Origin of the sequence: Shewanella sp. Actino-trap-3, assembly GCF_002836275.1 — a bacterium.
Taxonomy (GTDB): Bacteria; Pseudomonadota; Gammaproteobacteria; order Enterobacterales; family Shewanellaceae; genus Shewanella; species Shewanella psychromarinicola.
Map to the genome: position 1 here is coordinate 4,128,463 of NZ_PJCE01000001.1, position 23,345 is coordinate 4,151,807.

The following is a 23,345-nucleotide window of genomic DNA, read 5'->3' on the forward strand; positions in this document are numbered from 1 at the left end:
TTTAACGTTAAGCAATAAATCAGGTTTGCTGTGGTGATATGACTTATGTTTGATCTGGCACAAAATGGCTTTATTTAGCGGTGGTAATGGGTTTATACGCGAGAAAGATTGTGGGTTGGGCTTGCTCTGACAGTCCTAATACCGATTTGACTTATGCAGCATTAAGAATGGCATTTGAAAACTGTGGGCGTGCTAGAAACCTAGTGTTTCATTCTGACCAGAGTTGTCACTACACTAGCCTTCAGTATCAACAAATACTGTGGAAATATCAGATAACTCAACGTATGAGCCGACGAGGAAACTGTTAGGGAACGTTTCTTAGAAGCTTTAAAACAGAATGGATGTTATGTATGGCTAAAATAGTTTTGATGAAACGAAGCATGATGTGCTGAATGATATACAGAAGCACTACAATATAAAACGAGGTCATAGTTATAACAATTATATGACTCCAACAGCAACCGAAATAGCAGCGTAAAGACGTAACTCCTGTTTGTATACAGATTTAGATGACCCGGACAGCGTCCTGCTAGAGACAGTTCCTCGACAGAGCCATTTGGTCACTTTTTTACGCCTATTAAAGTACAAAATACTAGATGAAGACGCTTTTATTGTTTATCTGTTTAGTTAAAGGAGAGTTATAAGTAACAATAACGATTACTATTGTTATTTATGCTACGGGTGTATCACTTTCAATGGTTTGGGCTTGATAATTAATAGTAAATACATAAATAATGGAGTCTTAATTTCTCCTTCATAAATGCTGATATGACTCCTCAATCTCATCCTATAAAGCAATGGCAACATCATCATCAATTTAGTCATAATAACTCTGATGGTGAGCGAAATACTCTTTATGTTCTTATATTAACGATCATTACTATGTTAGCCGAGATTATTGCCGGCTCAATTTATGGATCTATGGCACTATTGGCCGATGGTTGGCATATGGGAACACATGCCGCAGCGTTCATGATCACCTTATTCGCGTATCGATACTCCCGTAAAAATGCTGATAATCCGAAATTTGCTTTTGGTACTGGGAAGGTGAGTGTATTAGGTGGTTTTACCAGTGCAATTGCTTTAGGTATGGTTGCGTTGATAATGTTGATTGAGTCTTTAGTTAGAATAATTAATCCAGAACAAATCTATTTTAACCAAGCTATCTTTGTTGCCTTTATTGGTCTTACAGTCAATATTGTCAGTGTATTTTTATTGAAAGATCATCATACCCATGATCATGATCATCATCACGCTGAACATGATCATCATCACGCTGAACATGAACATGAACATGAACATAAAAGTCAGCCGAAACCTCATCATGACCATAATTTAAGAGCTGCATATTTCCATGTTCTTGCAGATGCTTTAACGTCAGTATTAGCTATAGTGGCTTTAGTCTTTGGTAAGTATATGGGACTCACTTTCTTAGATCCTGTAATGGGGATTGTCGGTGCGGTGATTATTACTCGTTGGGCATGGGGATTAATGAAACAAACTAGTCCAATCTTGCTTGATGGTTCAATATCATTACATCAGAAATCGCAAATTAAGCAATTTCTTGAACATGATGGTGTTATTGTTACCGACCTTCATATCTGGAAGGTCAGTGCTGAGCATTATGCTGCCATTGTTTCGATTCTGGTTCACAATGACATCAATGCTGCGCAAATAAAGCAACAACTTGAGCGTAAGTTTTCTCAACTTAGCCATGTCACCGTTGAGATTAACCAATGTCCAGAACCAACATGTAACAGCATCATCGACTCATAAACCAGTTAGAATGGCTAACTTGCCTGAAAAAACTGCAATTGAACGGTTTATTTAAAAAAGTACTTTACCTTTGGAGGGGGTTTTAGCATAATGCCCTCGTCAACAGGGGTGTAGTTCCAATTGGTAGAACAGCGGTCTCCAAAACCGATGGTTGCGAGTTCGAGTCTTGCCACCCCTGCCAAATAAAACAACGGCTTGCATAGAAATATGCGAGCCGTTTTCGATTCTGTAGAATAAAACGTAGAAAAAGAAACATTCAAACCTGCATTTTTATTCACTTCGCTTTACTGCCAATTGTCGGTACCACGCTTACTTTTCTGTCGTAAGTGTTTACTTGTGCTAACGTTTTATGTCCTGAGTATTGCTGTTTTTCCGACAGTGTCCCTTCGTAATCTGATATCCCCTTAGCTTTAATATCATGGAACGTAAACGTGCGCTCAATGTGCGGGTATTCCTGTTCCAGTTTTAACATTGCTCGTTTCCATGCGCTGCGTAACCCTTCTTGTGTGAGTTTTCCGCCTTTATTTTTATTGATCACGTAAATACTTGCCACGCCTTTGCGCAATGTTTTTGCTTGGTTGATCACTTCATGCAGTCTTTGCGACCATGCTTTAATTTGTTTCTTGCCTGTTTTGCCTTGCTGAATGTAAATACCATCATCGGTAATTTGCGCCCAAGTAAGCTGGACCACATCACCTTGTCTTGCTGCACATAGGTAGCTTATCTCGCAGGCTATCCCTAGCCGTGTTTCTGCGCATGCCAATAGGGCATTGTATTCAATGTCGGTGATATAGCGGTCACGGGCTTTAAGCTTAAACTTTTTAACCCCTTTAGCTGGATTATTGTTGCACCGTCCGCGCTCATATCCCCAAGCAAACATCACGCTGGCAGCGGCTAATTCGTGGTTAGCTTGCGTCTTACTGGTTTTTCCACGCAAGTCGATGTATTGGCGAACGTGAAACGGTTCGACTTGTTCAGGCTTCATTTCGCCAAACACTTTACTAAATAGTTCAAGTTCACGCGTTCGGTCCCGTTGCGTGCGTGGCGCCAGGTCGATAAAGTTTTGGCTTCCAAGGTAGTCGATCACCAATCGACTTACCGTGTATTCCAAACCTGTTTCAGCAACTTCACGTTCAAAGGCTTCCCATACGTCGGCTTTGGTTGCCGTGATTTTACACAGCACCTTAGTTGAGTTACGACGTTTAATGATGTAACTAACAGGCACACCGGCACGTTTATGAAGATAAACAGAAGGCGGCATCCATGCATCTTCTGGCTTGCGTTTACGCATGAGGTATAGCTCCAAAGTTTGGTTGTGCTGCTTTTGGCTGCATGTTCAATGATTTTCCATGAGGGTGATTAACAAATTCCCACGTTACTGACGGGTAACCATCGTTACGCACAAAGTAGCCAATACCTTGCCTTTTTAACCATCTAATTTGGGCAGACGGCTGAGTGAACCCACTAAGTTGTTCAAGGTCTTCTTTAGTTAGTAATGCCATTGGCTGTACCCCGTTGATGAATTAATGATAGAGCGAGTGATGAGGCCCTGCATTCACGTAACTCTTGCATGTCGTATGCGCTCAGTGCACTGTTAGCCGCTTTTTGTCTTAATGTATGTGCGGCTTTCGATGTTGACTCTTTTCTGCTTCTGGCTATGCCGTTATCACGCAAATATTTTTTTACCTGGTACTGGCTTAGGCCAAGGTAGGCGGCAACCTGATCGCCGCTCATATGCTGTTGTAGATAACAATGTTCTATTGAGTCAGCTTTATGTTCGATAGCCGTATTCATTATTTACCTTCCTTAGCTAGTTTTTCTGCTAGCGTTTTCATGAACTGTTGGCATGAACCGACCTGATCGCGTGGAAGGCTATACCACTGGCTTAGCGCTTGTTTGATTGTTTCTGACTGTTTCATGCTGCTTGCCCCTGTATGCGTAGTTTTGAATCCGCTGTGCTGGCAAATAGCTCGGCATCGGCTTGGGTGAACTCGGTAACTTCAATGGCGTTGTAGGTTTTACACATGCCCCAGCCGCTATAGTTGTTTGGCTTATAGGTTGCTTCAACTTGCTGCTGGTCATGTATAAGCGTGAAGAACGGCTCTGATAACGTGACGACACCTTGTTTGGTGCCGAACGTTTTAGTTACTTTATTCATGCTGCACCGCCCATTAACATTTCAATATCCATATTTGGGTAACCGTTAATGTTGTAGCCAGCCTTCGGGTGACTAGGTAATCGAATTTGGTGGTATTTGTAAGAATGAATAATCGTTCTGCCAATCCCTTTAGCTAGGTTAGTTAACCCATTTCCAAGCGCTTGCCAGTAAAGGCAATCAAGCGCACCAAGTGACATGGCTACTTTGATGCTGTCACCGCTTTGTATCTTCAATGGCAATCCAATTTTTTGGGCGCGATAGTGTCCGAGAAGATGATTAAACGCTGCTTTAGATTTCATTTATGCCACCTCGCGTGGTTCAAACTTATAACCAAACTTGTTCCAATCTAGCGCCTTAACTTTTTCAATCACTTCAGCGACTTCATTGATGCGCTGAATTGCTCTGGTTAGGTTTGATTTTTCGATACAGTTAACGGCTGCGGCATTACCTTTGCTTAGGCCGTAAATGTAGTGACTGCGCAATGCTTCAATTACTTCTACCGAATCAATGCGGGTTAGTTGCAATAGCAGCTGCAGGCGTTCGGCAGGTTCGCCGCCTTGGATTAGGTAATTCATGCTGCACCGCCTTGTGATGATTCCCAGTGTAAGAAATGTTTAAAGCTATCAAAGCAATCACCAACCTCTAAATAGCGCTGATATCTACGCTGTGATGCTGTCGGCTTTCTTATTTTTCCTACTGCGCCGTACTCAACGCGCCAAGTTGGATGGCAATTTGAAATTAAACCAGGCTTATCTTTGTCAAAGTTAACACCAATGTAGTGACCACAATCTTTAGCAATAACACCTGGCTCACCATCAACAATTACCTTTTTGCCAAACTCAGCATTTACGTTGTAGTAATTATTTATGTATTCAAATGGGCTCATATCTCACCGCCTTGTTCAAATATTGGCAACTTGGCTGCTTCCTCACGAACAACTGCAGCTGATTCTTTGCCATAGCCCCAAATATCACCGTTATCAGGATTACAACGAGTAGGGGCTATCCAACCTATTGGTAACTTCTCACCTTTAGTAATGTAATCACGCATAGCTTCAACCAAACCCCTTAACGTTCCGCCATGATTAAAGCCGCTCCATCTTCTCGAGTAATGGGTATAAATACGCGCTTTGGTATATTCGTCTACAAACCACACTTTGCCGCGTCGATCTAACTCCATGGTGGCTAAGTCGCCTTTGTGGTCGAAGAATTTACGACCATGTGACGCTATGATTTTTATCAAGGCATTAACGTGTTCAACACGCTCAGTGATAATTGGCTCAGGTAAGTCGTAAAAAGAGGCGCAACCGCACCTAGGGCAGATAGCTGTCATCATTCCGCCATCATTACGTCTTTTTGTGATAGAAAGTGTGCCAGTCCATCTGCATGGTCGGCGACCGCATTCGATACGTTGTCTCATACAAAATCCTCTACGCTAATACCCAACTCAAAGGCTAGATTGATATCTTCAGAACGGCGGCGTGCAGCTACGTTGTTTTTGCCTTGCACACTAATGGCCTTGTTGATTGCTTTACGGTCGCGGTATTCGCTGTCGTCGTTGATCACACCGTTGAAACCATTCCCCTTGTTTAATTGGCCATCCCACTCGATGTCTGCTTTAGTCACCGAAGGCTGTTGCGCTGAAGGTTTTGAGTTGGTTACCTTTAACACTGCAGGTTTATTGCGCTTTGGCACATGCTTATTGCGCTTATCGGCTAGGATGCGTTGACGGTTTTCTTGATAGTAAGCCCGGGCTTTAATTTGCTTTTGGCTGAGTTGGCTCATGCTGCCACCTCTGCTTTGGTCAATGACATGATCCAGTCGCGTAGCTCAATCATTTGAGGGCAGAAACACATTGACTCAACGTAGGTATACAGCTTTGGATAGTCGTGCTGCTTACGTTGAATAAACCAATTAGCATCAGCTTCGGTTAAGCAAGTTTTTACGACTTCTTCGGTTTCTTGAAGATGTATTTTCATCAATGAATCAGGTAGTTCATCAAAATCATTTTCAACATCGAACAAGTCACAAAAAGCAAAGACAACACCGTCTGATTTATCGCATTGTTCATCTTCCCACTGCTCCATGAACCACTTGCTACACCAATCACTTTCATAATCAACAAGCCATTCAGCTAACCGTTGCTTATCGCAAACTTCGGAGTGATAAAGAGTCCCACCATCATCAGGCTCTATAATTTCCCAGTGATGCTCGTTATAGTCAGGTGCAGTAACTAAATAATGCTTGTAGCGCACTTGAAAGATTGGATCGGCAGTCATGCGATTGCCTTGCTCGTGCATCTGCTTTGACATTTCTGTTAAAAAAGCGGGTACGTTATTCATAATCGCTGCTCTCTTCGATTGTTGGTTATGCGTTTTCACGCTGTTGTAACTGGTGTTTGATGCGTTTCCAGCCGATGATTAATCGGTTAAATCGCCATTCTGATTCTGGCCAACCGCGGATCATGTCTTTGCACTTGGCTATTTCACGGTCGCAGTATTCGGTTGCGGCACTCATACATTCGCCCTTAGTTGGAATACTTTGCCGCATTGGTGCAGTGGAGTGTTGCGCCAGATAGTCAGGCGGCTTGTTTGGTAGTTAAAGCGCATGGCGAGGTTGTCACCTAGTTCACCTGCTTTGCCTTCAAACTGTGACGAGAACAGTTGACTAGGGTTGGTTAGGTTTAAGTGGCGTTCTAGCTTGGCGATACGCTCTTGCACTCGCTTGTTTTCCATTGGGTCTTGTTCAGTGCTTAGCAGACAGGCAAAACGGATACTGACTAAGTGAAAATGTTCAGCACGTTGTTTGTCTGTTGTAGGGGTGTTTGTCAGTATCATTTTGCCGTCCTCGATTATTGGGTACGACACAAATATAACCAAGGTTAATTAACTGGTCAATAACTTTGGTTAATTATTTTTTGTAGGTGGTAAATTATAAATTAGATAAATTAGATAAATTATTAGTAAAAAGTGACAGTGCAAACTACAATCGCTTTCAATGTTAAAAGCTTTAAATATTAATTTTTATTATTTCTAGTTCAAATTTTGTCTGTTTATGAGTAAAAATGAAAATACAAGAAGCATCAAAATGTTTAGTAGCAATCACTTAGTGCGTTTAGCATCTGGAGATTTTCATTTTGTACCGTATAGCTAATGAATATCTGATGGTAGAGCCATCAACAATTTCAATTGTTGATGTTTTGAAAACATATGCCACTTTAGATAAACACTATAGGTATGAATATTTTTACAAAAACACCATAGCAAACAATAGATTGTTAGGGAGGCATTCTCTGCGAACAGCCGCAATGATTACAGAATTTAGAGTAGGAAGGAACATCGCTGATTGTGTTATTTTTAATGGCAGCTCAACATGTTATGAGATTAAAACTGAATTTGACTCATTATCGAGGTTGGATGCGCAGTTAGATTCTTATTTACAAATTTTGATAATACATATGTAGTCTCTGATTCTAAGTTCTTATCTACATTGAATGAGATGATACCTAAAGATGTTGGAATTATTGAGCTTAGCAAGCGTGGTTATTTATCAACAGTTAGAGAAGCAAACAATTTAAGTCATGTTCCAATTTCTGTAGATTTAATCATGAATTCTATGAGAGCTGTTGAGTACATGGCATTAACGGACTCGATTTTGGTTTTGTGCCTGATGTAGGAAATATAAGAATTTATTCAGAATGCCGCTCACTACTGGAGACAGTTGATTCGTGTCAATTACGTGAGCATTTTCGCATAGTAATGAAAAGGATGAGGTCTAATAACGAAAAGTATTGACAGCTTTCCCTCGCTCCTTTACTAATGCAGGGGTAAGTTATAAGTTACCTATCAAATTACAAGATAAATTGATTACTTTGTTTAACAATACTAGTGAAGGGAGTTCACATGTACTATCCGATTTTAAGAGGGAAGCAATTTGAGTTAGCTGCTTTAAGAGAAATGACAGAAGTCTTGCGAAATGATTTGGTTCGCCCCATCATAGAGCCTGTAAGAACTGACCATACAGCACTAATTCGAACAGTCACAGCATTGAATGACGCCGGCATTACCCCATTGTTATCATCAATCCTACTTTAGGTGATTTTACGGATACACCTCAACCAACTGCTATATCATTACCTGAAGATCTAGATTACCTGCCTTGCATTTTAACAAATGGTTTATCAACAATTGTTTTACAAGAACTTATGGCTGATGAGTGTGATTCTTACTCTGTTTATATTGAAGAGGAATAAGTCGCGAGCATATGGGGTTATTGAATGATGCAGAATTGATTATTACTAAAATTATCAGTCTGCTGTATTTAGTGATTGTTCAAATGTTGTGATTATTCACGACGGATTTAATCGACGATCTAGAAATGCTGATTACCCTGATTTTCATATTTTTCAGATACACATATCTCATTCCATGAACATGATAATGTTATAGGTTTTGGTGACTATACGATTACCGGTGATGATTTTCTGAATCTGGTGGGCCTGCATATGTTGTGACTATTCATTTATCCTATGTTAATCCAGATGAATTTAACTCAATATACATAAGGCATTTCAAATCTTATGATGATTCTACTGCCTCTAGACCGGGTGATAAGTTTGGTGATGCACTGCGGGGATTAATTTCATTTGTTGATACTAATCCACTTCATTTTGAATCAACTTTAGGTTTGTCTTGCTTTAGAGCTCTTCATACAAGTGATCACTATCCCGGCTAGAATTGTTAAAAGCATTCAATTCAACATCATATAGAGACTGTGGTTTCTTTCATACGGTAAATAAATTGAGTTTTAAGTTAAAATTAGACTTTATGTTTAAAACATAAAGTCTAATTTTATCGCCCTGCGGATAAGTTAATCCACAATAATAACTTTGGTCTTATTGATATTTACAGATTGTATTTATGCAAGTTTTTATCGTTTATTCACTATCACTATAATAGGAGTTAAGAATTAAAATTAACTTCTGTTTACTCAATAAAAATTTATTTAACACCAAGTGATGTAAATAAAAGATATTTAAATTAATACAGAATACCAAAAACTTTACCAATAATTTTTATTTGTTTTATGTAATCACCCTCGTAGCGTTCATCTGGCCACTCGTCGATGTTATAGCTGCGAAGACGTAAACCGCCACCGGTAATTTGTATAAAGTTTTACGCGTAACATTCCGTCGTGATTAATAGCGTACATTTTACCATCAGTCACTTCAGTTTTGATATGTCTACGCCAACAGTTGAGCCATTGGGTAATACCGGTTCCATGCTGTTGCCACTAACCCGAACGCAAGCGGCATTGGTTGGGTCAACACTTGATTTACGCAATGTTGACTTAGCAAATCTAAGTTTAGGGCCGCGATATTCCCTTATGTCAGATACGCCATGTCCTGCTGCTAATTCTACTTCCATATAAAACGGTATCTCTACTTCATCATCACTCAAAGGTGTGCTGCTGTCCCATGTTTCCATTGGGCCTGCCCATTCGGCGTTGCTCGTTGGAACATGCTTTTCTAATCCATACATTAACTCTTCTGCAGTGCAACCTAATACACCTGCTATAGCAACTAACTTAGATGATTCTTTTGCTTTCCCAGAAATAAGTTTATGCACCATCACCTGTGAGATGTTGGCGCGCTCGGCTAATTCCTTCTGGGTTAATCCTGAAGCCTTTAGCTTTTCTTGAAGATTTTGGGCAAGTGTTTTCATGAGTTAATTATATTACCTAAGTTATAAAGCTGCCACTAACCAAAGTTAATATTTCTAGTTGAAATTAATTAACTTTGGTTATATTATGACTTGAGTTAATCATTCATGAGGTTTTTATGAGAACAGCTGATGCTATTGCTTACTTTGGAAGTCAAGGCCGTTTAGCCAAGGCAATTGATATTTCACAACCAGCAATTTCAAAGTGGGGTGAGGATGTTCCCACGCTTCGAGCTTATCAAATCCAAGTTCTTACACTCGGTGAGTTAAAAGTTGATCTACCGCTAATCGAGCAAGTGAATCCAGTTTAATAGTAAGTAGGGGACAAAAGCATGAAACAGAAATCACGTTTAGATTTATTGATGAAAGCCATTAACGCATGGCTTGAGTTACCCAAGGTTAGCCGCTCAGCAATGGCCACTGCAGTTGTTCAGGCTGTTGATGATTTAAAGCTTGCCACTGTGTTGGCTAAAGAGGGATCTCATTTACGTATTCTGACGACATTTTAACGACGCTAGAGTGAACGCGCAAAAGATATTCCGTTGGCTTGGGCAGTACGAAGGGCAACATGCAGTACCAGAGCGTTTATTTCATGTTGAGCAAGCACTATTAGCCGCTATGCCTGTTGAGTTGCGCATTGGTTATTTAAACGACGTTTACGGCATGGTTGGTGTGACTGTTGTGGTTGATTATGTTGGCGATGGTATGTCGTTAAGTGCCTATGAAATGGCGGCAACGTTAACCAAAGAGAATTGTGATGCTCAGGTAGCGGTTATTCATTTAGGCATTAACCCAAGTCGTCATCAAGTTGAAACTGCTCACCGTGAACTGCGTGAATCTCGCGCAGTGACATCAATGTCTTTGGATATTCTTGAGAAGCATTATCCGTATTTGACTGAATCAAAATTAACGTCGGTAGGTTAGTTATGGCTGATAACGTTGATGAGGCAAATGAAATTGCTGATCTGCATTTAGCTTTGGATTAGCCAATGCAGCCAAGCCAGCCACCGTTAACCGGGCGTTGTTTTATTGCGACACTGCGACTACAGAACGCTTTTGTGATGCTGATTGTCGTGATGATTATGAACGTGACCAACGCAGAACATTAATGCGTAAGCGGGGTTGATATGGGCTTTTTGTGTTGGGTTGGTTGTTATTTGCGGTGATATTAACTGCTGGTTTTGCTTTATGTTTAAAGGGGCAGGTAATGACTCAGTTAAGTGATAACAGTACATTGATTAATGATTTGAATGTGAATTTTTAGATGCTCCACATGATGCAGAGGCTTATGGCAGAGCACTATTTGGTGAGATTTTGGATAAAAGATATTACGGCTAATTCATATAAGTTTATTTATTCGAGTGATATCAAGGAAGGTGAGCCGATTAAATGGTCAAGATGTGGCATCACAGGTCATCTTGAAGGATTAGTTTATCGGACTTTTGATGTGCTCGAGTCACCAGAAGAACGTGAATGTTTTGAGCGTTTAGAAGTGAACAGCAAATCAATGCAATGGCGGCTATTGCTAGAAAATGTCCCACCACGAGTTCAACCGGTATTGCAGAGTTTTGTTTGATGCGGGTTGTCGAATTGAGTTATTGAGCGTTCAGATATAAGAAAACCCGCTTAAGTTTGGCGACCGAACGGGGTTAACACTTAAAGAGAGGCAATAGCATGTTTTATTCTGAATGTTTAATTTGTTGTTTAGAGGGCGCTAAAGCTTGTTCGGTTCATAGCCAAGTGACAAGTAGTGATGAGCCGATTACCCCAAAGTTTGCAGATTTTTGAGGAAGCAGGATGAAGCGGCCGATCCACAGGTTGCATTGTTGGTTGCTCAGGCTGACGCGTTGATGATGAAGGCGGCAGCCTTGAGTAAAAATGCTTCACCTATGTGTGAAGTTGATTTTAGACGTGATAGATCGACTTTCTATGGGTTTAGTACCTTAGATAATTTTAGCCGTTCACAGATTGGCAGAATTATTGATGTGTTAAAGCGTGAACCCGAATTGCTTAAGGTTAAGGCAGACCGCTTGGAGGCTATTGCGGCCAAGATTGTGAGTAAAGTGCTTTTAGGTGATGACAGCAAGTTGTTGTTACCACAAGTCAGCGTTGATTGGTTTATGGGTTATTTGTTGATGCAAGAAAAGCGTGCCGAGCGTTCTATTGAGATAACAAGAATAGACCCGGTTAATCAAGCCAAACACGTCAATCGGCGAGATATTTATTGCCAGTTACGGACTAACTTGGCACTCAGCATTTATGTTGAAAACAGAAACGAATGAGCCGTTCTAAAGTTACATCCAGTGGCTTGAATGTAGACGTCGTGATCCTTTTGCCTGTTTTGTTGAAAATAAGGTTATCGCCTTCTTTTCAAGGCCACCGTAAAGGACGTCGTTTATCTCAAATTCTGATGTGTCTTCAACTTCAAGAATGCTGATATCGCCGGAATCAATTCTTAGGCAATGAGACTGGTCTTTGGGTTTATGCCAATTACGGTTCCGTATGTATTTAGATTCATTATAAACATCCTTGTTTAAAGTTAATAAGAAACCCCGCTTAAGTTTGGCGACCGAACGGGGTTAATACCTAAAGAGAGGCAATATTATGTTACTCAAGCATTTGTGTTTCGTCAATATAGCGATTGCTAGATTGAGTGCGTGGGAGTGCCCCATGAGTATGGAATTGATGGTTAAGGCCATGAAAACAAAAGTGGGAAATCCACTACGCAAGTTGGTTTTACTTAAATTGGCAGATAACGCTAATGATCAAGGTGAGTGTTGGCCTAGTTATAATTACATTGCTGAGCAGTGTGAAATGAGCCGTCGTAGCGTTATGGACCATGTTAAAAACTTGAATTGTCGGGTTTTTACGTCGTGAATATCGCAAGGGTGTTAAGGGTAATTCATCTAATGTTTTCATCTGAATTTTGATGATAAAAGCGGTTTAGGTGGTGAATCTTCTGCACTAGGTGGTGAATCTGCTGCACTACCCCTAGTGAATCTCCTGCACTACCTAGTGAATCTCCTGCACTACCCCTAGTGAATCTCCTGCACCCAGAACCAGTCACTTTAGAACCAGTCAATGAATCTTTAAAAGATTTAGTCACCACATCATCAAAATCAGTTTTAGATTTTCTCTATGGCCTGATTTGCCAAGCTACCAAGTTTTTCAAGATTGGTTAGCCGTTCGTAAGCAGAAAAAGCCAAGTTAACCCAAACAGCGGTTAATCGCCCGGCACCGCATTTGGTGAAAGCGGTTGCTGCAGGTTGTTCGGTTGATGACGTGTTTGCGCTTTGTGTTTCGCGCTGTTGGATTGGTTTTGAATTTGAGTGGCTAACCAACGCCGGCTTGATTGCTAAGCAGGCGGTTAAGGGCGATTGGGGTAACTCAGTTTTTGACCCAGAGGATCCGTTGATATGAAGTCTATTCAAACATTGATTAATTCGACTCAAGTTGGCCTGCCTGCGAACGAACGTGTTAGCAAGCAGCCGTCGGCTATGGATATGGCCATTGTTGACAGTGTGTTTGCTAAGCTGCGGGTGCTGTTTCCTGTTGGGGCGCCTAAGTCTGAAGACGAAGTGGTGCACAAGAGCGAATGGCTTAAGACGTTGGCAATGCAGGACGTTAGAAGCAAAGAACAAGTACAAATGGGCCTAAATAGGGCAAGGCGTGAGCAGGGTGACCGCCAGTTTTGGCCAACACCACGCCAGTTTGCTTTGTGGTGTCAGCCAACGGCTTATGATTATGGTTTGCCTGATTTGGATTCGGCTTATCGTGAGGCTAAACGTCATTATCATAATTTAGCTGGCCATAAGTGGAGCCACGATGTGGTTGGCTTGGCGGTTCGTGAATGCGGCTCTTGGTTGTTTGCGACGGGCTTAGATAAAGATGTATTAACCATGTTTACTCGTCAGTACCAAATTTTATGCCGCAAGTACGGCAAAGGTGAGTTGGTTGATGTTGAGTTACCTAAAGCGTTACCCACTGTGCTACCCGCCGCATTGAACCTGCTGAGGGTAAAGCGTTGGTGGCAAAGTTTAGGCGCCAACTTGGTTTAAGGAGTGCTAACGATGAGTAATCAATCTTTGACTCAAAAGAGCGTTTGCTGCGGATTTTAAGCGGTGGCCGTTTTCTAACCTTGTACGAAATCCAACAACAGTGTTTTGACCAGTTTGGTGTTCATGATAGCGAAACTGCGTTAAGTGCCCGTTGGCGTGAATTGCCTGAGTCAGTTAAGCAAAAGCGCCGTCGTGAAAAGTGCACAGCTTGGGAATATAGGTTGGTGGCTTGAGAGTATGGTAAAGGCGGCATCTGGTGTTGAGGTTAGCAAGTTAAACGATGCGGCGTTAAGGCGTTGGTTACATGCTGGGGTGAGTCGTGATTATCGTGATCCGCAGTTTCCTGAAATTCGTTTACGTGCTGCAGCTGGCCGAACGCGGGCGAGTGTTCATTTGGTGTTGAATGAAAACGGTAAGACAGTTTGGCAAAAGGTGGGCACTTGGCCAAGCATGTGTATTAAGACCTTGTGCGCTGATTTACCGGTGATGTTGGCTAAACGCAATGTGGGCGGCATGGTGACGGGCCAGTTTGATTCAGTCGGTAGTTTGCTTGAGTGGTACCAGAACATATTGCCAATAACACGACCTATAGCAAGAGTTGGCGCAGCAATATTAAGTCGATGATCAAGTGTCACCTGTTGCCGAGGTTGGCTGATGTTCGTTTGCATGATGTGAGTTTTATCGCGGTTGATGGCATTTTGGTTAAACCGATGTTGGTTGAGGGTTTTCGCCTAAGTACATTCGTGAGGTGGTGAATAAGCTTAAGGCGGTGTTTGCTGCGGCTTCAAAGCTTAGATTGATTAGTGCTAATCCGTTAGCGGGTTATCGGGTGACGTATTCCATCAAAGTGAATGATGCCATGGATACGCGCTTGTTTGAGTCGGATTTGGCCGAGTTGTTTACTCGTTTAGGTGCAGTGGTGATGCCGGTGCAGATGTTGTTTGTGTTGATGATGATGTTTGGTACTCGCATTAACGAAACTCGGTTAGCGCGATGGGAACACTTTGCGGGTGATTATTGGGTTATTCCGGCCAGTAATGCCAAGAACAAAGAAGAACATCGTATACCGATGACGGAGTCGGCTAAGGCACTTATTCAGCATTATAAATGTTGGCAGTTAAAGCATGTTGGCAAACGCGCTTATTTGTTCCCCGGCAACGTTGGCGCTATTTCCATTCGTTGTGCCCATGATTGGCACACTCAAATCCGCTTTAAACATTTCACTAGTCATGATTTGCGTCGTTTATTCAGGACCATTGTTGCTGACTTGGGTGTCGATACGATGATTGGTGAACGTTTGCTTAATCATGCCTTGCCTGTGTTACTGCGTAAGTACGTTAAATCGACCTTGGATAAGGGCATGAGTTTAGCGTTAGAGCAATATCATCAATATTTAATTTATCGTGGATTTTCTTCTGTTGCGCCCGAGATATTGCCTGAGATCGTCTGTTGAAGTTGAGAACGGTCAAACCATGACTGCGAGTGGGTGGCTGTGATGATCACTGCATCATTATTAGTAGAATATGCAATTAGAGGTTTTGGGGCGAAATGGCATTACGCGGGTTTGAATTTTGAAAACGGGCAGGAATATTCGCGGGCTAACCCAGATCGAAGTAGCCGAGATTTATGGGGTAAGTGAACGGACTTATCAGCGTTGGGAACGAGGGGTGGTTAGGGTGCCGTTTGATGATGTTTCGGCAATATGCGCCCGTGTGTTTAAGTTAGGAATTGATGAAATAAGGGCAGTGATTAATGGCGAAGATTAATGTGCAGCATCAACAAGTGACGCTGAACATGAAGGCGTTACGTCATGGGTTAACACGTTGGGGTAAATATTGGGCATACCAAGAACGCGGCCAAGGGTTCGCAAGCCGAAGCCAGTGCGACAAGTTAGGCGAGGTGATTGTTTACGGCAGTTCGGCAGTGGTCGAGATAACGCCACCTCGTGAGGTTAGGCTGTTCGACCAGATGATTGAACGGTTAGCACCGCAATGTATAAGGGCCATTAGAGCGCACTACATCTGCAAAGGGCAGTGGGCCTTGATGGGATTCGATAGTAAGAAGTCATATGTGTACTGGTTAAGACGCGCAGAAATTGAGATAGTGGAGTGAGTTATGCTGATAATTCAGGGTGTTGGGTTGACTCAACTCAAATGAGATCGATTATCATTTGTGGTTGAAATTAAATGGGTCCTTCTGGCTCGGTGCACTGCGGGGGAGGACAAGCGCAGTGCTTCACTACATATGAAAATTTTAGGGGGTTGTGTTGTTGTTTTATAGGCTTGATCTCTGCCAATCAATTTTACCTAAAAAATAAACCTATTAAGCTAATGAATTAATAGTGTTTTACCCTACATTTGATGATGCACAATTCCACTCAACTTTTGATCGTCTTAAACCGCAACTTTTGATCGCTTAAATCTTTGTGTCCATAGCTTTAGTTTGCTGCTACTTTTAATGCACTGGTTACATTGATGTAAATACTAGTTCACTAGTTCACTAGTTAAGGATGACTATGAGTAACGCCACAGAATTTTATTGTATTGAATCCACCTCTGACACGTCGATCATCGAAGAGATAATTCAAAATGAGTTGAAAAGGGCCGACGGCTTACCCCAAGAGTTAGCTGTAAAAGTTTTTACCAAGGACAATAGTATATGTTGGGACTACGATCCTTCTATTGCCATTTCTTTTGAGCAAGAAAAAGTATTAGTCAAAATCGTGCACTCTGCATTTAACTCAGTAAAGCAGATAACTTACTAAAAATATTAAAAAATACAGATTTATAGACGTTGGATTGTGATGAATGTCTTAGTCTGTTCAACTTCACGCTAGTATGCTGTTGAACTAAGCCGCTGCACGGAGCTAACAGTGGTTTCAATTGAGTGTATCCTCCTCAGTGAATCAGCCAAGCTTAAAAATGTATGATAGAAAAATACGATGAAAAGGAATTTCAATGAAAAGCTTACCCACTACTCGATATCAATTGACTCTAAACTGCTCTGTAGCCCATAGCCAGCATCAAAAAAAGCAAATTCTTATAGTATAATGCGTACCCATTAACCTGGACTCGGCATCGGCCAGGTCCAACAAGCAATTTATGCCCTGCAAACAGCGCAACGCATAAATACTAAAACGTTAAATTGCAAGGAGGCCGATGTGCCATTTACAAGTTTGATGAAAGATAAAGTATCAGTGTTAAAAGCAAATGGTGAAGTTTTCGAAGACATTCAAGCTAGTGTTCAAACAAAGAAGACATTTATTCAGCGTTCCGACATTTTGATAGAAACTGGTGACTTAATTCAAAGAGCTATGTCTAATGGAGCAATGCAAACATATGAAGTTATAGATCCTGGCTTCCACGAGGGTTTAGGTGGTATCCCCGCTGGTTATCAAATTGTTCACAAAAATCTTGGATTACCTGAAGCTGATAAAGCTATTCAATCAATTACATATAATTTGAATGGTGCAAACAATAGAGTAAACAATAACTCTGTCGATAACTCGACAAATATTGTCAATAATAATGGTGAGCTACTTGAAAGTGTATTCGCGCTACGCGAAGAAATTAAGCGCCTGAAACTAACTGAGCAAGAGACTCAAGATGCTCTAGAAGTTGTTGATGCTATAGATTCTCAGTGCCAATCTGAAAAACCAAGTAAAGTTGTTGTGGGCGCGCTGGTAAACTCTTTGCCAACATTTGCAAGTATTGCATCTATCGGTTCTTTAATCGTTTCATTATTGGGGTAGTCATGCAACTCGAAAACTTTGTATCACAAACTTTAAAACAGATCATTGACGGTGTTTCTTCAGCACAATCGTACAGTGAAACTAAAAATGCAAAAATAAATCCAAGTACCGCTCGAATGGATGGTAAAGCTACTGATTATAGCTTTTGCGTGGAAACGTATGTCCCTCTGCAAGGTGTGGAGTTTGATGTAGCTGTAACAGTTAAAGAAGTAAGTAGTACTTCTGAGGGGGGAGGAGATATGGGCGAAATTTCTGTAACTTCGGCATCTCAGGCTTCTAATCAAAACAGTTCAGTCAGCCGTATCAAATTTAAAGTACCTATTTTGCTACCTCTATCAAAGTAGATTGCAATTTAACAAGTTGCTTAAACGGACAAAAAACAGCTGGCTTTTGCTCGTACCTCGCTAACTATAGCCAGCTATTTTATTCCCGCTTAGCAAAGCGTTGAACTAAGCCGCAACGCGGAGCCAAATGCTGACTCAATCGAGTGTATTAACCTCATTGGCTCAGTTAGACTTAAAATATGTGATGGAACACCATAATGACAAGGGAATTGCAATTGAACACATACAAATCAAGCCTCACAAACAATTCAAAATTGCTTTGCAGCCCAGAGCTTGCATCAAAAAAAGCAAATTTCAATAACATAACGTGTAACTATTAACCTGGACTCGGAATTGCCCAAGTCCAACAAGCTGTTTGTGGTATGCAAACGGCGCAACGCACAAATACTAAAGCGTTAGAAGTTCAGGAGAATATCGTGCACATTTTCGTAAGTAGACCTACTTGGGTTTCCCCTGAGTTTGATGCTGGTTTAGAAGTCTTTTTAACTTCGATAAAAAATATGGGGTTAACACCGCGCACTCTTGGTAGTACAGATTATCCAAGTAAAGCACCATTAGACGAAGTGATTGAAATAATGGAAGAGTGCAAAGGAGCAATTATCCTTGGCTACCCACAATTATTAATTTCTGAAGGAAAGGTTAAAGGTTCTGATATTGAATCAGACCTTATACTTCCAACAGAATGGAACCATATAGAGGCTGCTTTAGCTTATTCAAAAGGCATCCCTATTATCATGTTTCACCACAAAGGTGTTTCCCGCGGTGTTTTTGATCGTGGTGTTATGAATGCATTTGTGCATGAGGTTGACTTTAGTTCTGCTACTTGGTCTATGGACTCTGCTTTAAATGGAGCAATCCAAAAGTGGAAATCTAATTGTGTTTCAGGTAATTCAAATTTTGGTGTTACAGTTAAGGCTGATCCAGACAAGAAGACTTGTCCCAACTGTACGACTAAATCTAAGCCTATTTACTTAAGTGCATTACCTCAAAGCTTTAGTAAATTTGGGAAGTGGAGGTGTTCTTTATGCAATTACATGGTGTAATAAACTTCTACAAGGCGTTCAAACGGACAAATAACAAGGCGCCACAAACAAAAAATGGCTACTTGATGTAGCCATTTTTATGGGCGTTTTACAGTGGTTTTATCGTAAACGGGCTTGTTTCTCTGCCAATCTTGCTAATGTCGCAATTTGTTGGTTTGCGGCTTCACTGATTTCTAGCAATTGCTCAAGTGATAAAAAGCGGGGTTCGCGCATGTACTGCACTAATTTATCGCGGCTGGTGACAAACTGGTCATCATTTATCGGTTGCGAGCTCACTATTTTGCCACCTTCCCATGTAAACAACATGCGCTGACGCTCAAACGGATGTTGAGTGCGGCTAAGTCGCTTTTGGGCTTCGTTAAAGGCATTAATGAAGTTGATCTTGAGTTCAGCAGCTTTGGCACCGGTAAACCCCATCACTAAAAACATAAAACCGTCTTTGGTCAGGTGGTAGCACTTTAAATCACGCTGACTCGTGCCAACCTGTTGATTTTGCACGTTAGCCGAAAAGTTGGTTGACGTAAATTCTTCTGGTGCATCGCGTTTTATCGCTTCGATTTTATCTAAAACATGGCTATGACGTTTACCAAAATAGTCGGCAATGATAAGCGAATTGGTAATGGTTTGTTGGCCGTTAATAAAGACCAATTGCGCAGGGTAGTTTTTAGACTGTTGTAAGTTCATGGGTGACACTCCTGTGTTCGAGAGCATTCATCACCAAATGGTACTAATCATTGGGTGATGAGCTGAATGAGGTTAGTACTACCGCCACAGGAACGGCCAGCCAAATGGCTGCCTCACCCAGCCCACCATAGTAGTGGTGCGCCGAGTCACGCAATAAAAAACCAGCACGAAAGGCTGGCGACAATTGCGCCTGTGATACTGCGGGGTACTAATCCCGGCATTGGATTTTGCCAATGCCCAATTAGTATCGCCCCACTTAGGCGCATTTGTCAATTTTACTTATGAGTTATCAGTTAAGTGAGTTAACGATAACCCTTCAGCCATTTTATAAAGCTAACATTGTGTAATCGAGAACCTTTGTTCACACGGCTATTTGCTGCCTAAAGCAAAGCGTATGCGTTTTAAAGGCCAAGCAAAAATAATGGGGGCGATATTAAGCGGTTATTTAGGTTTCCGCTTTCGCCTAGACTAAAGAGTGATTGATTAGAGATATTTAAACTGATAAGTTACTAAAATTATTAATAAATAAAGTGATATAGATGTTGAGTTTGGGTGAGCTTCTCAGGATGTTTATCGGTATTTTGCTAAAACGCTTTATGTTTCAATGCTGGGATCATACATATGACTCGTAAAATATTTGTTGCTGTAGTAATTGGGTGTAGCATAGCCTTAATTTTGCCAATAACTCTTTACATTTATAAGTTCGGATTTGGTCTATGGGATAAACATTCAGATTGGGCTTTAATGGGGTCGTATTTTGGTGGTGTTGTTGGTCCAATAATAACATCAATTTCCATTGTATTTCTTGGCTACCAATTGAGAGAGCAATTGATTCAGCGTAAGAGTGAAAATCTTGAAAAAGATATATTACATCTAATTCCAAAGTTATCAGATGCTTTACGTGAAGAGAGTTTTAATTCGGCCTTACGTATATCAGCTCTTTTATATAAAGAAAAAATTGCGTCAGATGACTCCGAGGGAGCAAAAGAAGTAATTAATAATTTAGTAGAGAGTTATTTTAAACAGTTTAATATTTGGCTTTCTGTTGATTCAAACTATAGAGAGTTAGCAAAAGTTAATTTTCCTCGTTATAAGAATGTTTCACTCTACCTTTTAAGTGAATGTGAACTAGAAGATCTTTTTACTTGAACAAATTAAGCGATATTTTTCAGTAATTCAGTAAATAAGCTTTGTTTGTATGTAAAAGAAACATGACAAAACCTCTAAACGGATAAAAAGTTTGGCATTTCGCGTTCTTCAACAATTTTAGCCCGCTTAATTTTGGTGTGAGCTATCAGCCGTTTTCTAGATTAAACATTAAATTAAACATGGTCGCCCACGATTATTTTTACATTTGACGTTGACACTTTTAACGTGCAATTTAAGTTTTTTATTTGTGTGTAAGAGTCATTAAATTGATTTACTTCAAAGACATATAAAATGTAAGGTTATACGCATCAATAACTTAAACAGTCGGCTTTATCGGTCGAACCGTTCAATAAGCTGTTAGGCATTCATCATATATTGGAGTTTTATCAGAACATGGGAAATATTTCTTTTTTGACAAGCAGCAGTTCGAGCTCACCTCAATCTGTTGATGAATCCATTTATCAATTAGAAATATCTTCTATTTCCTTCTTGAGAGCATGGCAACGAGTACCGCAAGATTTTCAACGAGCAGCCCGTTCAAGTCAGGAAGCTATGGTCCACTTAGACCATATAGTTAATGAAATCATGAGAGCTAGGGATCAGTCCCAAGCAGACGGCTCATACTTAGGGTCTACATTAGAAACACAATTAAATATAAATAGGTCATCTTCAGCAGTTCCTGTTACCCGAGTTCAACAATTAGCCCTGAGTTCATCTGGTTCTGGAGTTGGTTCTCTTCCGTTTACAGGTACTCCTATTACGATGGAAAAGTTACTGAATAAAATTAAGCACCGAAGACCTGATTCAGCTAATTTTAGAATTGGCGCTTCAGGAGAGCACATTTTTCTTATTGGTGTTGATAAACCTAATCGTCAACCTGACTCAATAGTTGAGTTCAATGTTGATGAGTTTTGTCAGCACTGTACCGATATCGCAAATATATTGTAAAAATGCCTAGCAAGGCGTTAAATGGCTAAACTAGTTAATCGCATTATTAAAAGGAGTTAGAAATGATCAGAGTTAAATATGAATATGAAGGAAATAAATCTGAGTTTGACTTGAAAGTTAGTGATGTCATCACTAATCACAAAGATGTAAATGAGCTAATTAAAGATCACGGCCATTTAGAAAATGAAATATTGATTAAAGCGGCAGAAAAAGCAGATTCATCCAAAGAGTTAGGTCCTCATAAGCATGCTTGTGAACGAGGCGGTGAAAGACAATTAACTTCTGATGAGATTGAGGCCAAGAAGTTTGGTTTTACTTTGCTCAGTTATGAAATTGATAACACTACGAAATTTATATTAAATAAATAATTTATGATTGGTTTTACAGCCATTTAGGACATATGAGCCACCCGCCAGTGAATAGGCGAGGAAAAAACATGGCCACGATTATGTTTACATTTAACGTTGACACTTTTAACGTGCAATTTGTGTTTTTTATTTGAGCGTAAGAGTCATTAAATCGCTTTACTTCAAATAAATAGAAAACGTAGGATGATATTAATCAATAACTTAAACGGTCGGCTTTATCGGTCGAGCCGTTCAGTAAGCTGTTAGCTGAACCAAATTGAGATCATTGGAATGAGTGAAGAAAAACAAGAAAAACAAGAAATTCAAGAAGGACATGAAGCAATAGGTCTTGCGGAGTTTCTAGAGAGTACACCTCCATCATCCTTAACTGAAATAAGTGATTTAGTTGAGGCAAATTACTACCAAAATGGAGAGTTTTCTGGTGCATATTTAACTAGACCAGAAATCCAATTGCATTGCCCAGATGATAGCTGCAACGGTACGAGATTCTTTCGGTGTACAACTAAAAAGCAGATTAGCGTTTCAGAGGAATTTTCTTTTGAGTACATATCTTACATTTGCTCAAATTGTAGAAAAACTGAAAAGACATTTTCTCTTGCAGTAAAGAGATCTGGGCTTGACGGCGCGGGTTCAAGCTACAAGTTTGGAGAGCTGCCGCTGTATGGTCCTCCAACACCATCCAAACTTATAAAACTTATTGGTCCAGACAGAGATATATTTCTTAAAGGTCGGCGTTGTGAGAATCAAGGTTTAGGTATTGGCGCATTTGTTTATTACCGCAGAGTTGTAGAAAATCAGAAAAACCGGATTCTAGATGAAATCATTAAAGTGTCTGAAAAGTTATCGGCACCTGCAGCAAGCATAGAAACACTTCAACAAGCCAAAAATGAAACTCAATTCAGCAAAGCACTCAGCTCTGTAAAAGATGCATTACCTCAGGCACTGCTTATCAACGGCCACAATCCACTTTCGTTATTACATTCTGCTTTAAGTGAAGGATTGCATAATCAAACAGATGAGTATTGCCTAGAAATTGCGAGTAGTGTTCGCGTAGTTCTAGGGGAGCTTTCAGATAGATTAGGTCAGGCACTTAAAGACGAAGCTGAATTGAATCATGCGTTATCGAAGCTTTTACAGGGAAACTCAGCTAACAATGCAAGTAAAGGGGCGCAGTAAACTGCGCCCCTCTTGCGAACTATACTCCGCATAATGTAATTCAGCGTGTTAAAGCGCTAGTGCGCAAACTCTTATATGTTGGCAACTCACTTAACCGATAACTTTTAAATCAAACCTAGAAATTATCGGTTTTACATATCACGAAAACCCAAACACCTCAACGCCATATGT

General features: G+C 40.6%; 35 protein-coding genes, 1 tRNA gene and 4 pseudogenes. 25 read left to right on the forward strand and 15 right to left on the reverse strand.

Features of this window, described 5'->3' with window-relative positions:
- Positions 1-74: 74 nt before the first annotated feature.
- The 3 genes and pseudogenes from CXF80_RS20815 to CXF80_RS17960 form a co-directional block, all read left to right on the forward strand.
- Positions 75-308: pseudogene (locus CXF80_RS20815) on the forward strand (DDE-type integrase/transposase/recombinase); the annotation flags it as partial.
- Between the two features lie 460 nt (positions 309-768).
- Entirely contained in the window at positions 769-1,776 is a 1,008-nt protein-coding gene (gene dmeF, locus CXF80_RS17955; protein WP_101034276.1) for a CDF family Co(II)/Ni(II) efflux transporter DmeF, read from the forward strand.
- Between the two features lie 104 nt (positions 1,777-1,880).
- Positions 1,881-1,957: transfer RNA gene (locus tag CXF80_RS17960), tRNA-Trp, on the forward strand.
- Between the two features lie 93 nt (positions 1,958-2,050).
- On the opposite strand, the gene CXF80_RS17965 is transcribed toward CXF80_RS17960, so the two are convergent.
- The 13 genes from CXF80_RS17965 to CXF80_RS18015 are packed head-to-tail and all read right to left on the reverse strand — an operon-like array spanning position 2,051 to position 6,770.
- Positions 2,051-3,067: a tyrosine-type recombinase/integrase gene (locus CXF80_RS17965; RefSeq protein ID WP_101034277.1), complete on the reverse strand. Its 1,017-nt coding sequence runs from the start codon at positions 3,065-3,067 to the stop codon at positions 2,051-2,053.
- Positions 3,060-3,278, reverse strand: coding sequence for a DUF4224 domain-containing protein (locus CXF80_RS17970; protein ID WP_101034278.1), 219 nt, complete (start codon positions 3,276-3,278; stop codon positions 3,060-3,062). The genes CXF80_RS17965 and CXF80_RS17970 overlap by 8 nt, the downstream gene beginning before the upstream one ends.
- Entirely contained in the window at positions 3,262-3,570 is a 309-nt protein-coding gene (locus tag CXF80_RS17975; RefSeq protein ID WP_101034279.1) for a hypothetical protein, read from the reverse strand. The genes CXF80_RS17970 and CXF80_RS17975 overlap by 17 nt, the downstream gene beginning before the upstream one ends.
- Positions 3,570-3,695 carry a hypothetical protein gene (locus CXF80_RS20650; RefSeq protein WP_269801266.1) on the reverse strand — a complete coding sequence of 42 codons (126 nt, stop codon included), beginning with the start codon at positions 3,693-3,695 and terminating at the stop codon, positions 3,570-3,572. Before CXF80_RS20650 ends, CXF80_RS17975 begins: the two co-directional genes overlap by 1 nt.
- A complete protein-coding gene (locus CXF80_RS17980) occupies positions 3,692-3,934 on the reverse strand; it encodes a hypothetical protein (protein WP_101034280.1) in 243 nt (80 codons plus the stop codon). The genes CXF80_RS20650 and CXF80_RS17980 overlap by 4 nt, the downstream gene beginning before the upstream one ends.
- On the reverse strand, positions 3,931-4,233 hold the full coding sequence (locus CXF80_RS17985) for a hypothetical protein (protein WP_101034281.1): 303 nt from the start codon (positions 4,231-4,233) through the stop codon (positions 3,931-3,933). The genes CXF80_RS17980 and CXF80_RS17985 overlap by 4 nt, the downstream gene beginning before the upstream one ends.
- Entirely contained in the window at positions 4,234-4,509 is a 276-nt protein-coding gene (locus CXF80_RS17990) for a PapB/FocB family fimbrial expression transcriptional regulator (RefSeq protein WP_101034282.1), read from the reverse strand. It abuts the gene before it with no gap.
- Positions 4,506-4,820, reverse strand: coding sequence for a hypothetical protein (locus tag CXF80_RS17995; RefSeq protein WP_101034283.1), 315 nt, complete (start codon positions 4,818-4,820; stop codon positions 4,506-4,508). The genes CXF80_RS17990 and CXF80_RS17995 overlap by 4 nt, the downstream gene beginning before the upstream one ends.
- Positions 4,817-5,353, reverse strand: a complete 537-nt coding sequence (locus CXF80_RS18000) for a hypothetical protein (RefSeq protein WP_198554788.1) — start codon at positions 5,351-5,353, stop codon at positions 4,817-4,819. The genes CXF80_RS17995 and CXF80_RS18000 overlap by 4 nt, the downstream gene beginning before the upstream one ends.
- On the reverse strand, positions 5,350-5,718 hold the full coding sequence (locus CXF80_RS18005) for a hypothetical protein (protein WP_101034284.1): 369 nt from the start codon (positions 5,716-5,718) through the stop codon (positions 5,350-5,352). Before CXF80_RS18005 ends, CXF80_RS18000 begins: the two co-directional genes overlap by 4 nt.
- On the reverse strand, positions 5,715-6,275 hold the full coding sequence (locus CXF80_RS18010; protein WP_101034285.1) for an ead/Ea22-like family protein: 561 nt from the start codon (positions 6,273-6,275) through the stop codon (positions 5,715-5,717). The genes CXF80_RS18005 and CXF80_RS18010 overlap by 4 nt, the downstream gene beginning before the upstream one ends.
- A gap of 25 nt (positions 6,276-6,300) precedes the next feature.
- Entirely contained in the window at positions 6,301-6,450 is a 150-nt protein-coding gene (locus CXF80_RS20230; protein WP_157822261.1) for a hypothetical protein, read from the reverse strand.
- Positions 6,447-6,770: a hypothetical protein gene (locus CXF80_RS18015; RefSeq protein ID WP_101034099.1), complete on the reverse strand. Its 324-nt coding sequence runs from the start codon at positions 6,768-6,770 to the stop codon at positions 6,447-6,449. The genes CXF80_RS20230 and CXF80_RS18015 overlap by 4 nt, the downstream gene beginning before the upstream one ends.
- 326 nt (positions 6,771-7,096) lie before the next feature.
- On the opposite strand from CXF80_RS18015, the gene CXF80_RS20820 reads away from it, so the two are divergent.
- The 3 genes from CXF80_RS20820 (at position 7,097) to CXF80_RS20830 (ending at position 8,667) form a co-directional block, all read left to right on the forward strand.
- Positions 7,097-7,396, forward strand: a complete 300-nt coding sequence (locus tag CXF80_RS20820) for a sce7726 family protein (RefSeq protein WP_101034286.1) — start codon at positions 7,097-7,099, stop codon at positions 7,394-7,396.
- A 493-nt stretch (positions 7,397-7,889) separates the two neighbouring features.
- Positions 7,890-8,027, forward strand: coding sequence for a hypothetical protein (locus CXF80_RS20825; RefSeq protein WP_443019094.1), 138 nt, complete (start codon positions 7,890-7,892; stop codon positions 8,025-8,027).
- Positions 8,028-8,442: 415 nt separating this feature from the next.
- The gene (locus tag CXF80_RS20830) at positions 8,443-8,667 is read left to right on the forward strand and encodes a hypothetical protein (RefSeq protein WP_198554790.1); all 225 of its coding nucleotides are present in this window, start codon (positions 8,443-8,445) and stop codon (positions 8,665-8,667) included.
- A 300-nt stretch (positions 8,668-8,967) separates the two neighbouring features.
- On the opposite strand, the pseudogene CXF80_RS18030 reads toward CXF80_RS20830, so the two are convergent.
- Positions 8,968-9,656: pseudogene (locus CXF80_RS18030) on the reverse strand (XRE family transcriptional regulator).
- 116 nt (positions 9,657-9,772) lie between these two features.
- Between CXF80_RS18030 and CXF80_RS18035 the strand changes: the two are divergent.
- From CXF80_RS18035 to CXF80_RS18100, 15 genes and pseudogenes are all read left to right on the forward strand, one after another.
- Entirely contained in the window at positions 9,773-9,964 is a 192-nt protein-coding gene (locus CXF80_RS18035; protein WP_101034287.1) for a Cro/CI family transcriptional regulator, read from the forward strand.
- A 21-nt stretch (positions 9,965-9,985) separates the two neighbouring features.
- Positions 9,986-10,577 (forward strand): annotated as a pseudogene (locus tag CXF80_RS18040) (hypothetical protein).
- A 349-nt stretch (positions 10,578-10,926) separates the two neighbouring features.
- The gene (locus tag CXF80_RS18045; RefSeq protein WP_157822262.1) at positions 10,927-11,229 is read left to right on the forward strand and encodes a hypothetical protein; all 303 of its coding nucleotides are present in this window, start codon (positions 10,927-10,929) and stop codon (positions 11,227-11,229) included.
- A 208-nt stretch (positions 11,230-11,437) separates the two neighbouring features.
- Positions 11,438-11,935: a hypothetical protein gene (locus tag CXF80_RS18050; RefSeq protein ID WP_232772157.1), complete on the forward strand. Its 498-nt coding sequence runs from the start codon at positions 11,438-11,440 to the stop codon at positions 11,933-11,935.
- 388 nt (positions 11,936-12,323) lie between these two features.
- Positions 12,324-12,530 (forward strand): helix-turn-helix domain-containing protein, encoded by a 207-nt coding sequence (locus CXF80_RS18055; RefSeq protein ID WP_101034289.1) that lies wholly within the window; start codon positions 12,324-12,326, stop codon positions 12,528-12,530.
- A gap of 539 nt (positions 12,531-13,069) precedes the next feature.
- A pseudogene (locus CXF80_RS18060) lies at positions 13,070-13,731 on the forward strand (replication protein P).
- A gap of 24 nt (positions 13,732-13,755) precedes the next feature.
- Entirely contained in the window at positions 13,756-13,944 is a 189-nt protein-coding gene (locus tag CXF80_RS18065) for a hypothetical protein (protein WP_232772158.1), read from the forward strand.
- A 4-nt stretch (positions 13,945-13,948) separates the two neighbouring features.
- A complete protein-coding gene (locus tag CXF80_RS20565; RefSeq protein ID WP_232772160.1) occupies positions 13,949-14,335 on the forward strand; it encodes a hypothetical protein in 387 nt (128 codons plus the stop codon).
- A gap of 127 nt (positions 14,336-14,462) precedes the next feature.
- Positions 14,463-15,164, forward strand: a complete 702-nt coding sequence (locus CXF80_RS20570) for a tyrosine-type recombinase/integrase (protein WP_232772162.1) — start codon at positions 14,463-14,465, stop codon at positions 15,162-15,164.
- 118 nt (positions 15,165-15,282) lie between these two features.
- Positions 15,283-15,477 (forward strand): helix-turn-helix domain-containing protein, encoded by a 195-nt coding sequence (locus CXF80_RS18075; RefSeq protein ID WP_232772163.1) that lies wholly within the window; start codon positions 15,283-15,285, stop codon positions 15,475-15,477.
- A complete protein-coding gene (locus tag CXF80_RS18080) occupies positions 15,464-15,823 on the forward strand; it encodes a hypothetical protein (protein ID WP_101034292.1) in 360 nt (119 codons plus the stop codon). The genes CXF80_RS18075 and CXF80_RS18080 overlap by 14 nt, the downstream gene beginning before the upstream one ends.
- A 403-nt stretch (positions 15,824-16,226) precedes the next feature.
- Entirely contained in the window at positions 16,227-16,475 is a 249-nt protein-coding gene (locus CXF80_RS18085) for a hypothetical protein (protein ID WP_101034293.1), read from the forward strand.
- Positions 16,476-16,871: 396 nt separating this feature from the next.
- Positions 16,872-17,462, forward strand: a complete 591-nt coding sequence (locus tag CXF80_RS18090) for a hypothetical protein (RefSeq protein ID WP_232772165.1) — start codon at positions 16,872-16,874, stop codon at positions 17,460-17,462.
- A 2-nt stretch (positions 17,463-17,464) separates the two neighbouring features.
- A complete protein-coding gene (locus CXF80_RS18095) occupies positions 17,465-17,806 on the forward strand; it encodes a hypothetical protein (protein WP_101034294.1) in 342 nt (113 codons plus the stop codon).
- Between the two features lie 362 nt (positions 17,807-18,168).
- The gene (locus CXF80_RS18100; protein WP_198554791.1) at positions 18,169-18,849 is read left to right on the forward strand and encodes a hypothetical protein; all 681 of its coding nucleotides are present in this window, start codon (positions 18,169-18,171) and stop codon (positions 18,847-18,849) included.
- Between the two features lie 99 nt (positions 18,850-18,948).
- On the opposite strand, the gene CXF80_RS18105 is transcribed toward CXF80_RS18100, so the two are convergent.
- Positions 18,949-19,533, reverse strand: coding sequence for a Rha family transcriptional regulator (locus CXF80_RS18105; protein ID WP_101034295.1), 585 nt, complete (start codon positions 19,531-19,533; stop codon positions 18,949-18,951).
- Between the two features lie 621 nt (positions 19,534-20,154).
- Between CXF80_RS18105 and CXF80_RS18110 the strand changes: the two genes are divergently transcribed.
- The 4 genes from CXF80_RS18110 to CXF80_RS18125 all read left to right on the forward strand — a co-directional run bounded on the left by CXF80_RS18110 (position 20,155) and on the right by CXF80_RS18125 (position 23,174).
- Positions 20,155-20,682: a hypothetical protein gene (locus tag CXF80_RS18110; protein ID WP_101034296.1), complete on the forward strand. Its 528-nt coding sequence runs from the start codon at positions 20,155-20,157 to the stop codon at positions 20,680-20,682.
- 393 nt (positions 20,683-21,075) lie between these two features.
- A complete protein-coding gene (locus CXF80_RS18115; protein WP_101034297.1) occupies positions 21,076-21,630 on the forward strand; it encodes a hypothetical protein in 555 nt (184 codons plus the stop codon).
- Between the two features lie 62 nt (positions 21,631-21,692).
- Positions 21,693-21,998: a hypothetical protein gene (locus CXF80_RS18120; RefSeq protein WP_101034298.1), complete on the forward strand. Its 306-nt coding sequence runs from the start codon at positions 21,693-21,695 to the stop codon at positions 21,996-21,998.
- A gap of 270 nt (positions 21,999-22,268) precedes the next feature.
- Complete coding sequence (locus CXF80_RS18125; protein ID WP_101034299.1) at positions 22,269-23,174, forward strand: hypothetical protein; 906 nt, start codon at positions 22,269-22,271, stop codon at positions 23,172-23,174.
- Positions 23,175-23,345: the final 171 nt, after the last annotated feature.

Excerpts from the sequence above, each read along its gene's own strand:
- CXF80_RS17965 (WP_101034277.1), bottom strand. The coding sequence starts at position 3,067 with ATGCGTAAACGCAAGCCAGAAGATGCATGGATGCCGCCTTCTGTTTAT.
- CXF80_RS20650 (WP_269801266.1), bottom strand. The coding sequence starts at position 3,695 with ATGAAACAGTCAGAAACAATCAAACAAGCGCTAAGCCAGTGGTATAGC.
- CXF80_RS17995 (WP_101034283.1), bottom strand. The coding sequence starts at position 4,820 with ATGAGCCCATTTGAATACATAAATAATTACTACAACGTAAATGCTGAG.
- CXF80_RS18120 (WP_101034298.1), top strand. The coding sequence starts at position 21,693 with ATGATCAGAGTTAAATATGAATATGAAGGAAATAAATCTGAGTTTGAC.
- CXF80_RS18005 (WP_101034284.1), bottom strand. The coding sequence starts at position 5,718 with ATGAGCCAACTCAGCCAAAAGCAAATTAAAGCCCGGGCTTACTATCAA.
- CXF80_RS18045 (WP_157822262.1), top strand. The coding sequence starts at position 10,927 with ATGATGCAGAGGCTTATGGCAGAGCACTATTTGGTGAGATTTTGGATA.
- CXF80_RS18110 (WP_101034296.1), top strand. The coding sequence starts at position 20,155 with ATGACTCGTAAAATATTTGTTGCTGTAGTAATTGGGTGTAGCATAGCC.
- CXF80_RS18010 (WP_101034285.1), bottom strand. The coding sequence starts at position 6,275 with ATGAATAACGTACCCGCTTTTTTAACAGAAATGTCAAAGCAGATGCAC.
- CXF80_RS17975 (WP_101034279.1), bottom strand. The coding sequence starts at position 3,570 with ATGAATACGGCTATCGAACATAAAGCTGACTCAATAGAACATTGTTAT.
- CXF80_RS18115 (WP_101034297.1), top strand. The coding sequence starts at position 21,076 with ATGGGAAATATTTCTTTTTTGACAAGCAGCAGTTCGAGCTCACCTCAA.
- CXF80_RS18080 (WP_101034292.1), top strand. The coding sequence starts at position 15,464 with ATGGCGAAGATTAATGTGCAGCATCAACAAGTGACGCTGAACATGAAG.
- CXF80_RS18085 (WP_101034293.1), top strand. The coding sequence starts at position 16,227 with ATGAGTAACGCCACAGAATTTTATTGTATTGAATCCACCTCTGACACG.
- CXF80_RS18095 (WP_101034294.1), top strand. The coding sequence starts at position 17,465 with ATGCAACTCGAAAACTTTGTATCACAAACTTTAAAACAGATCATTGAC.
- CXF80_RS18055 (WP_101034289.1), top strand. The coding sequence starts at position 12,324 with ATGAGTATGGAATTGATGGTTAAGGCCATGAAAACAAAAGTGGGAAAT.
- CXF80_RS17985 (WP_101034281.1), bottom strand. The coding sequence starts at position 4,233 with ATGAAATCTAAAGCAGCGTTTAATCATCTTCTCGGACACTATCGCGCC.
- CXF80_RS18105 (WP_101034295.1), bottom strand. The coding sequence starts at position 19,533 with ATGAACTTACAACAGTCTAAAAACTACCCTGCGCAATTGGTCTTTATT.
- CXF80_RS20825 (WP_443019094.1), top strand. The coding sequence starts at position 7,890 with ATGACAGAAGTCTTGCGAAATGATTTGGTTCGCCCCATCATAGAGCCT.
- CXF80_RS18015 (WP_101034099.1), bottom strand. The coding sequence starts at position 6,770 with ATGATACTGACAAACACCCCTACAACAGACAAACAACGTGCTGAACAT.
- CXF80_RS17980 (WP_101034280.1), bottom strand. The coding sequence starts at position 3,934 with ATGAATAAAGTAACTAAAACGTTCGGCACCAAACAAGGTGTCGTCACG.
- CXF80_RS18100 (WP_198554791.1), top strand. The coding sequence starts at position 18,169 with ATGCAAACGGCGCAACGCACAAATACTAAAGCGTTAGAAGTTCAGGAG.
- CXF80_RS18125 (WP_101034299.1), top strand. The coding sequence starts at position 22,269 with ATGAGTGAAGAAAAACAAGAAAAACAAGAAATTCAAGAAGGACATGAA.
- CXF80_RS18035 (WP_101034287.1), top strand. The coding sequence starts at position 9,773 with ATGAGAACAGCTGATGCTATTGCTTACTTTGGAAGTCAAGGCCGTTTA.
- CXF80_RS20230 (WP_157822261.1), bottom strand. The coding sequence starts at position 6,450 with ATGAGTGCCGCAACCGAATACTGCGACCGTGAAATAGCCAAGTGCAAA.
- CXF80_RS20820 (WP_101034286.1), top strand. The coding sequence starts at position 7,097 with ATGGTAGAGCCATCAACAATTTCAATTGTTGATGTTTTGAAAACATAT.
- dmeF (WP_101034276.1), top strand. The coding sequence starts at position 769 with ATGACTCCTCAATCTCATCCTATAAAGCAATGGCAACATCATCATCAA.
- CXF80_RS17990 (WP_101034282.1), bottom strand. The coding sequence starts at position 4,509 with ATGAATTACCTAATCCAAGGCGGCGAACCTGCCGAACGCCTGCAGCTG.
- CXF80_RS20565 (WP_232772160.1), top strand. The coding sequence starts at position 13,949 with ATGGTAAAGGCGGCATCTGGTGTTGAGGTTAGCAAGTTAAACGATGCG.
- CXF80_RS18000 (WP_198554788.1), bottom strand. The coding sequence starts at position 5,353 with ATGAGACAACGTATCGAATGCGGTCGCCGACCATGCAGATGGACTGGC.
- CXF80_RS17970 (WP_101034278.1), bottom strand. The coding sequence starts at position 3,278 with ATGGCATTACTAACTAAAGAAGACCTTGAACAACTTAGTGGGTTCACT.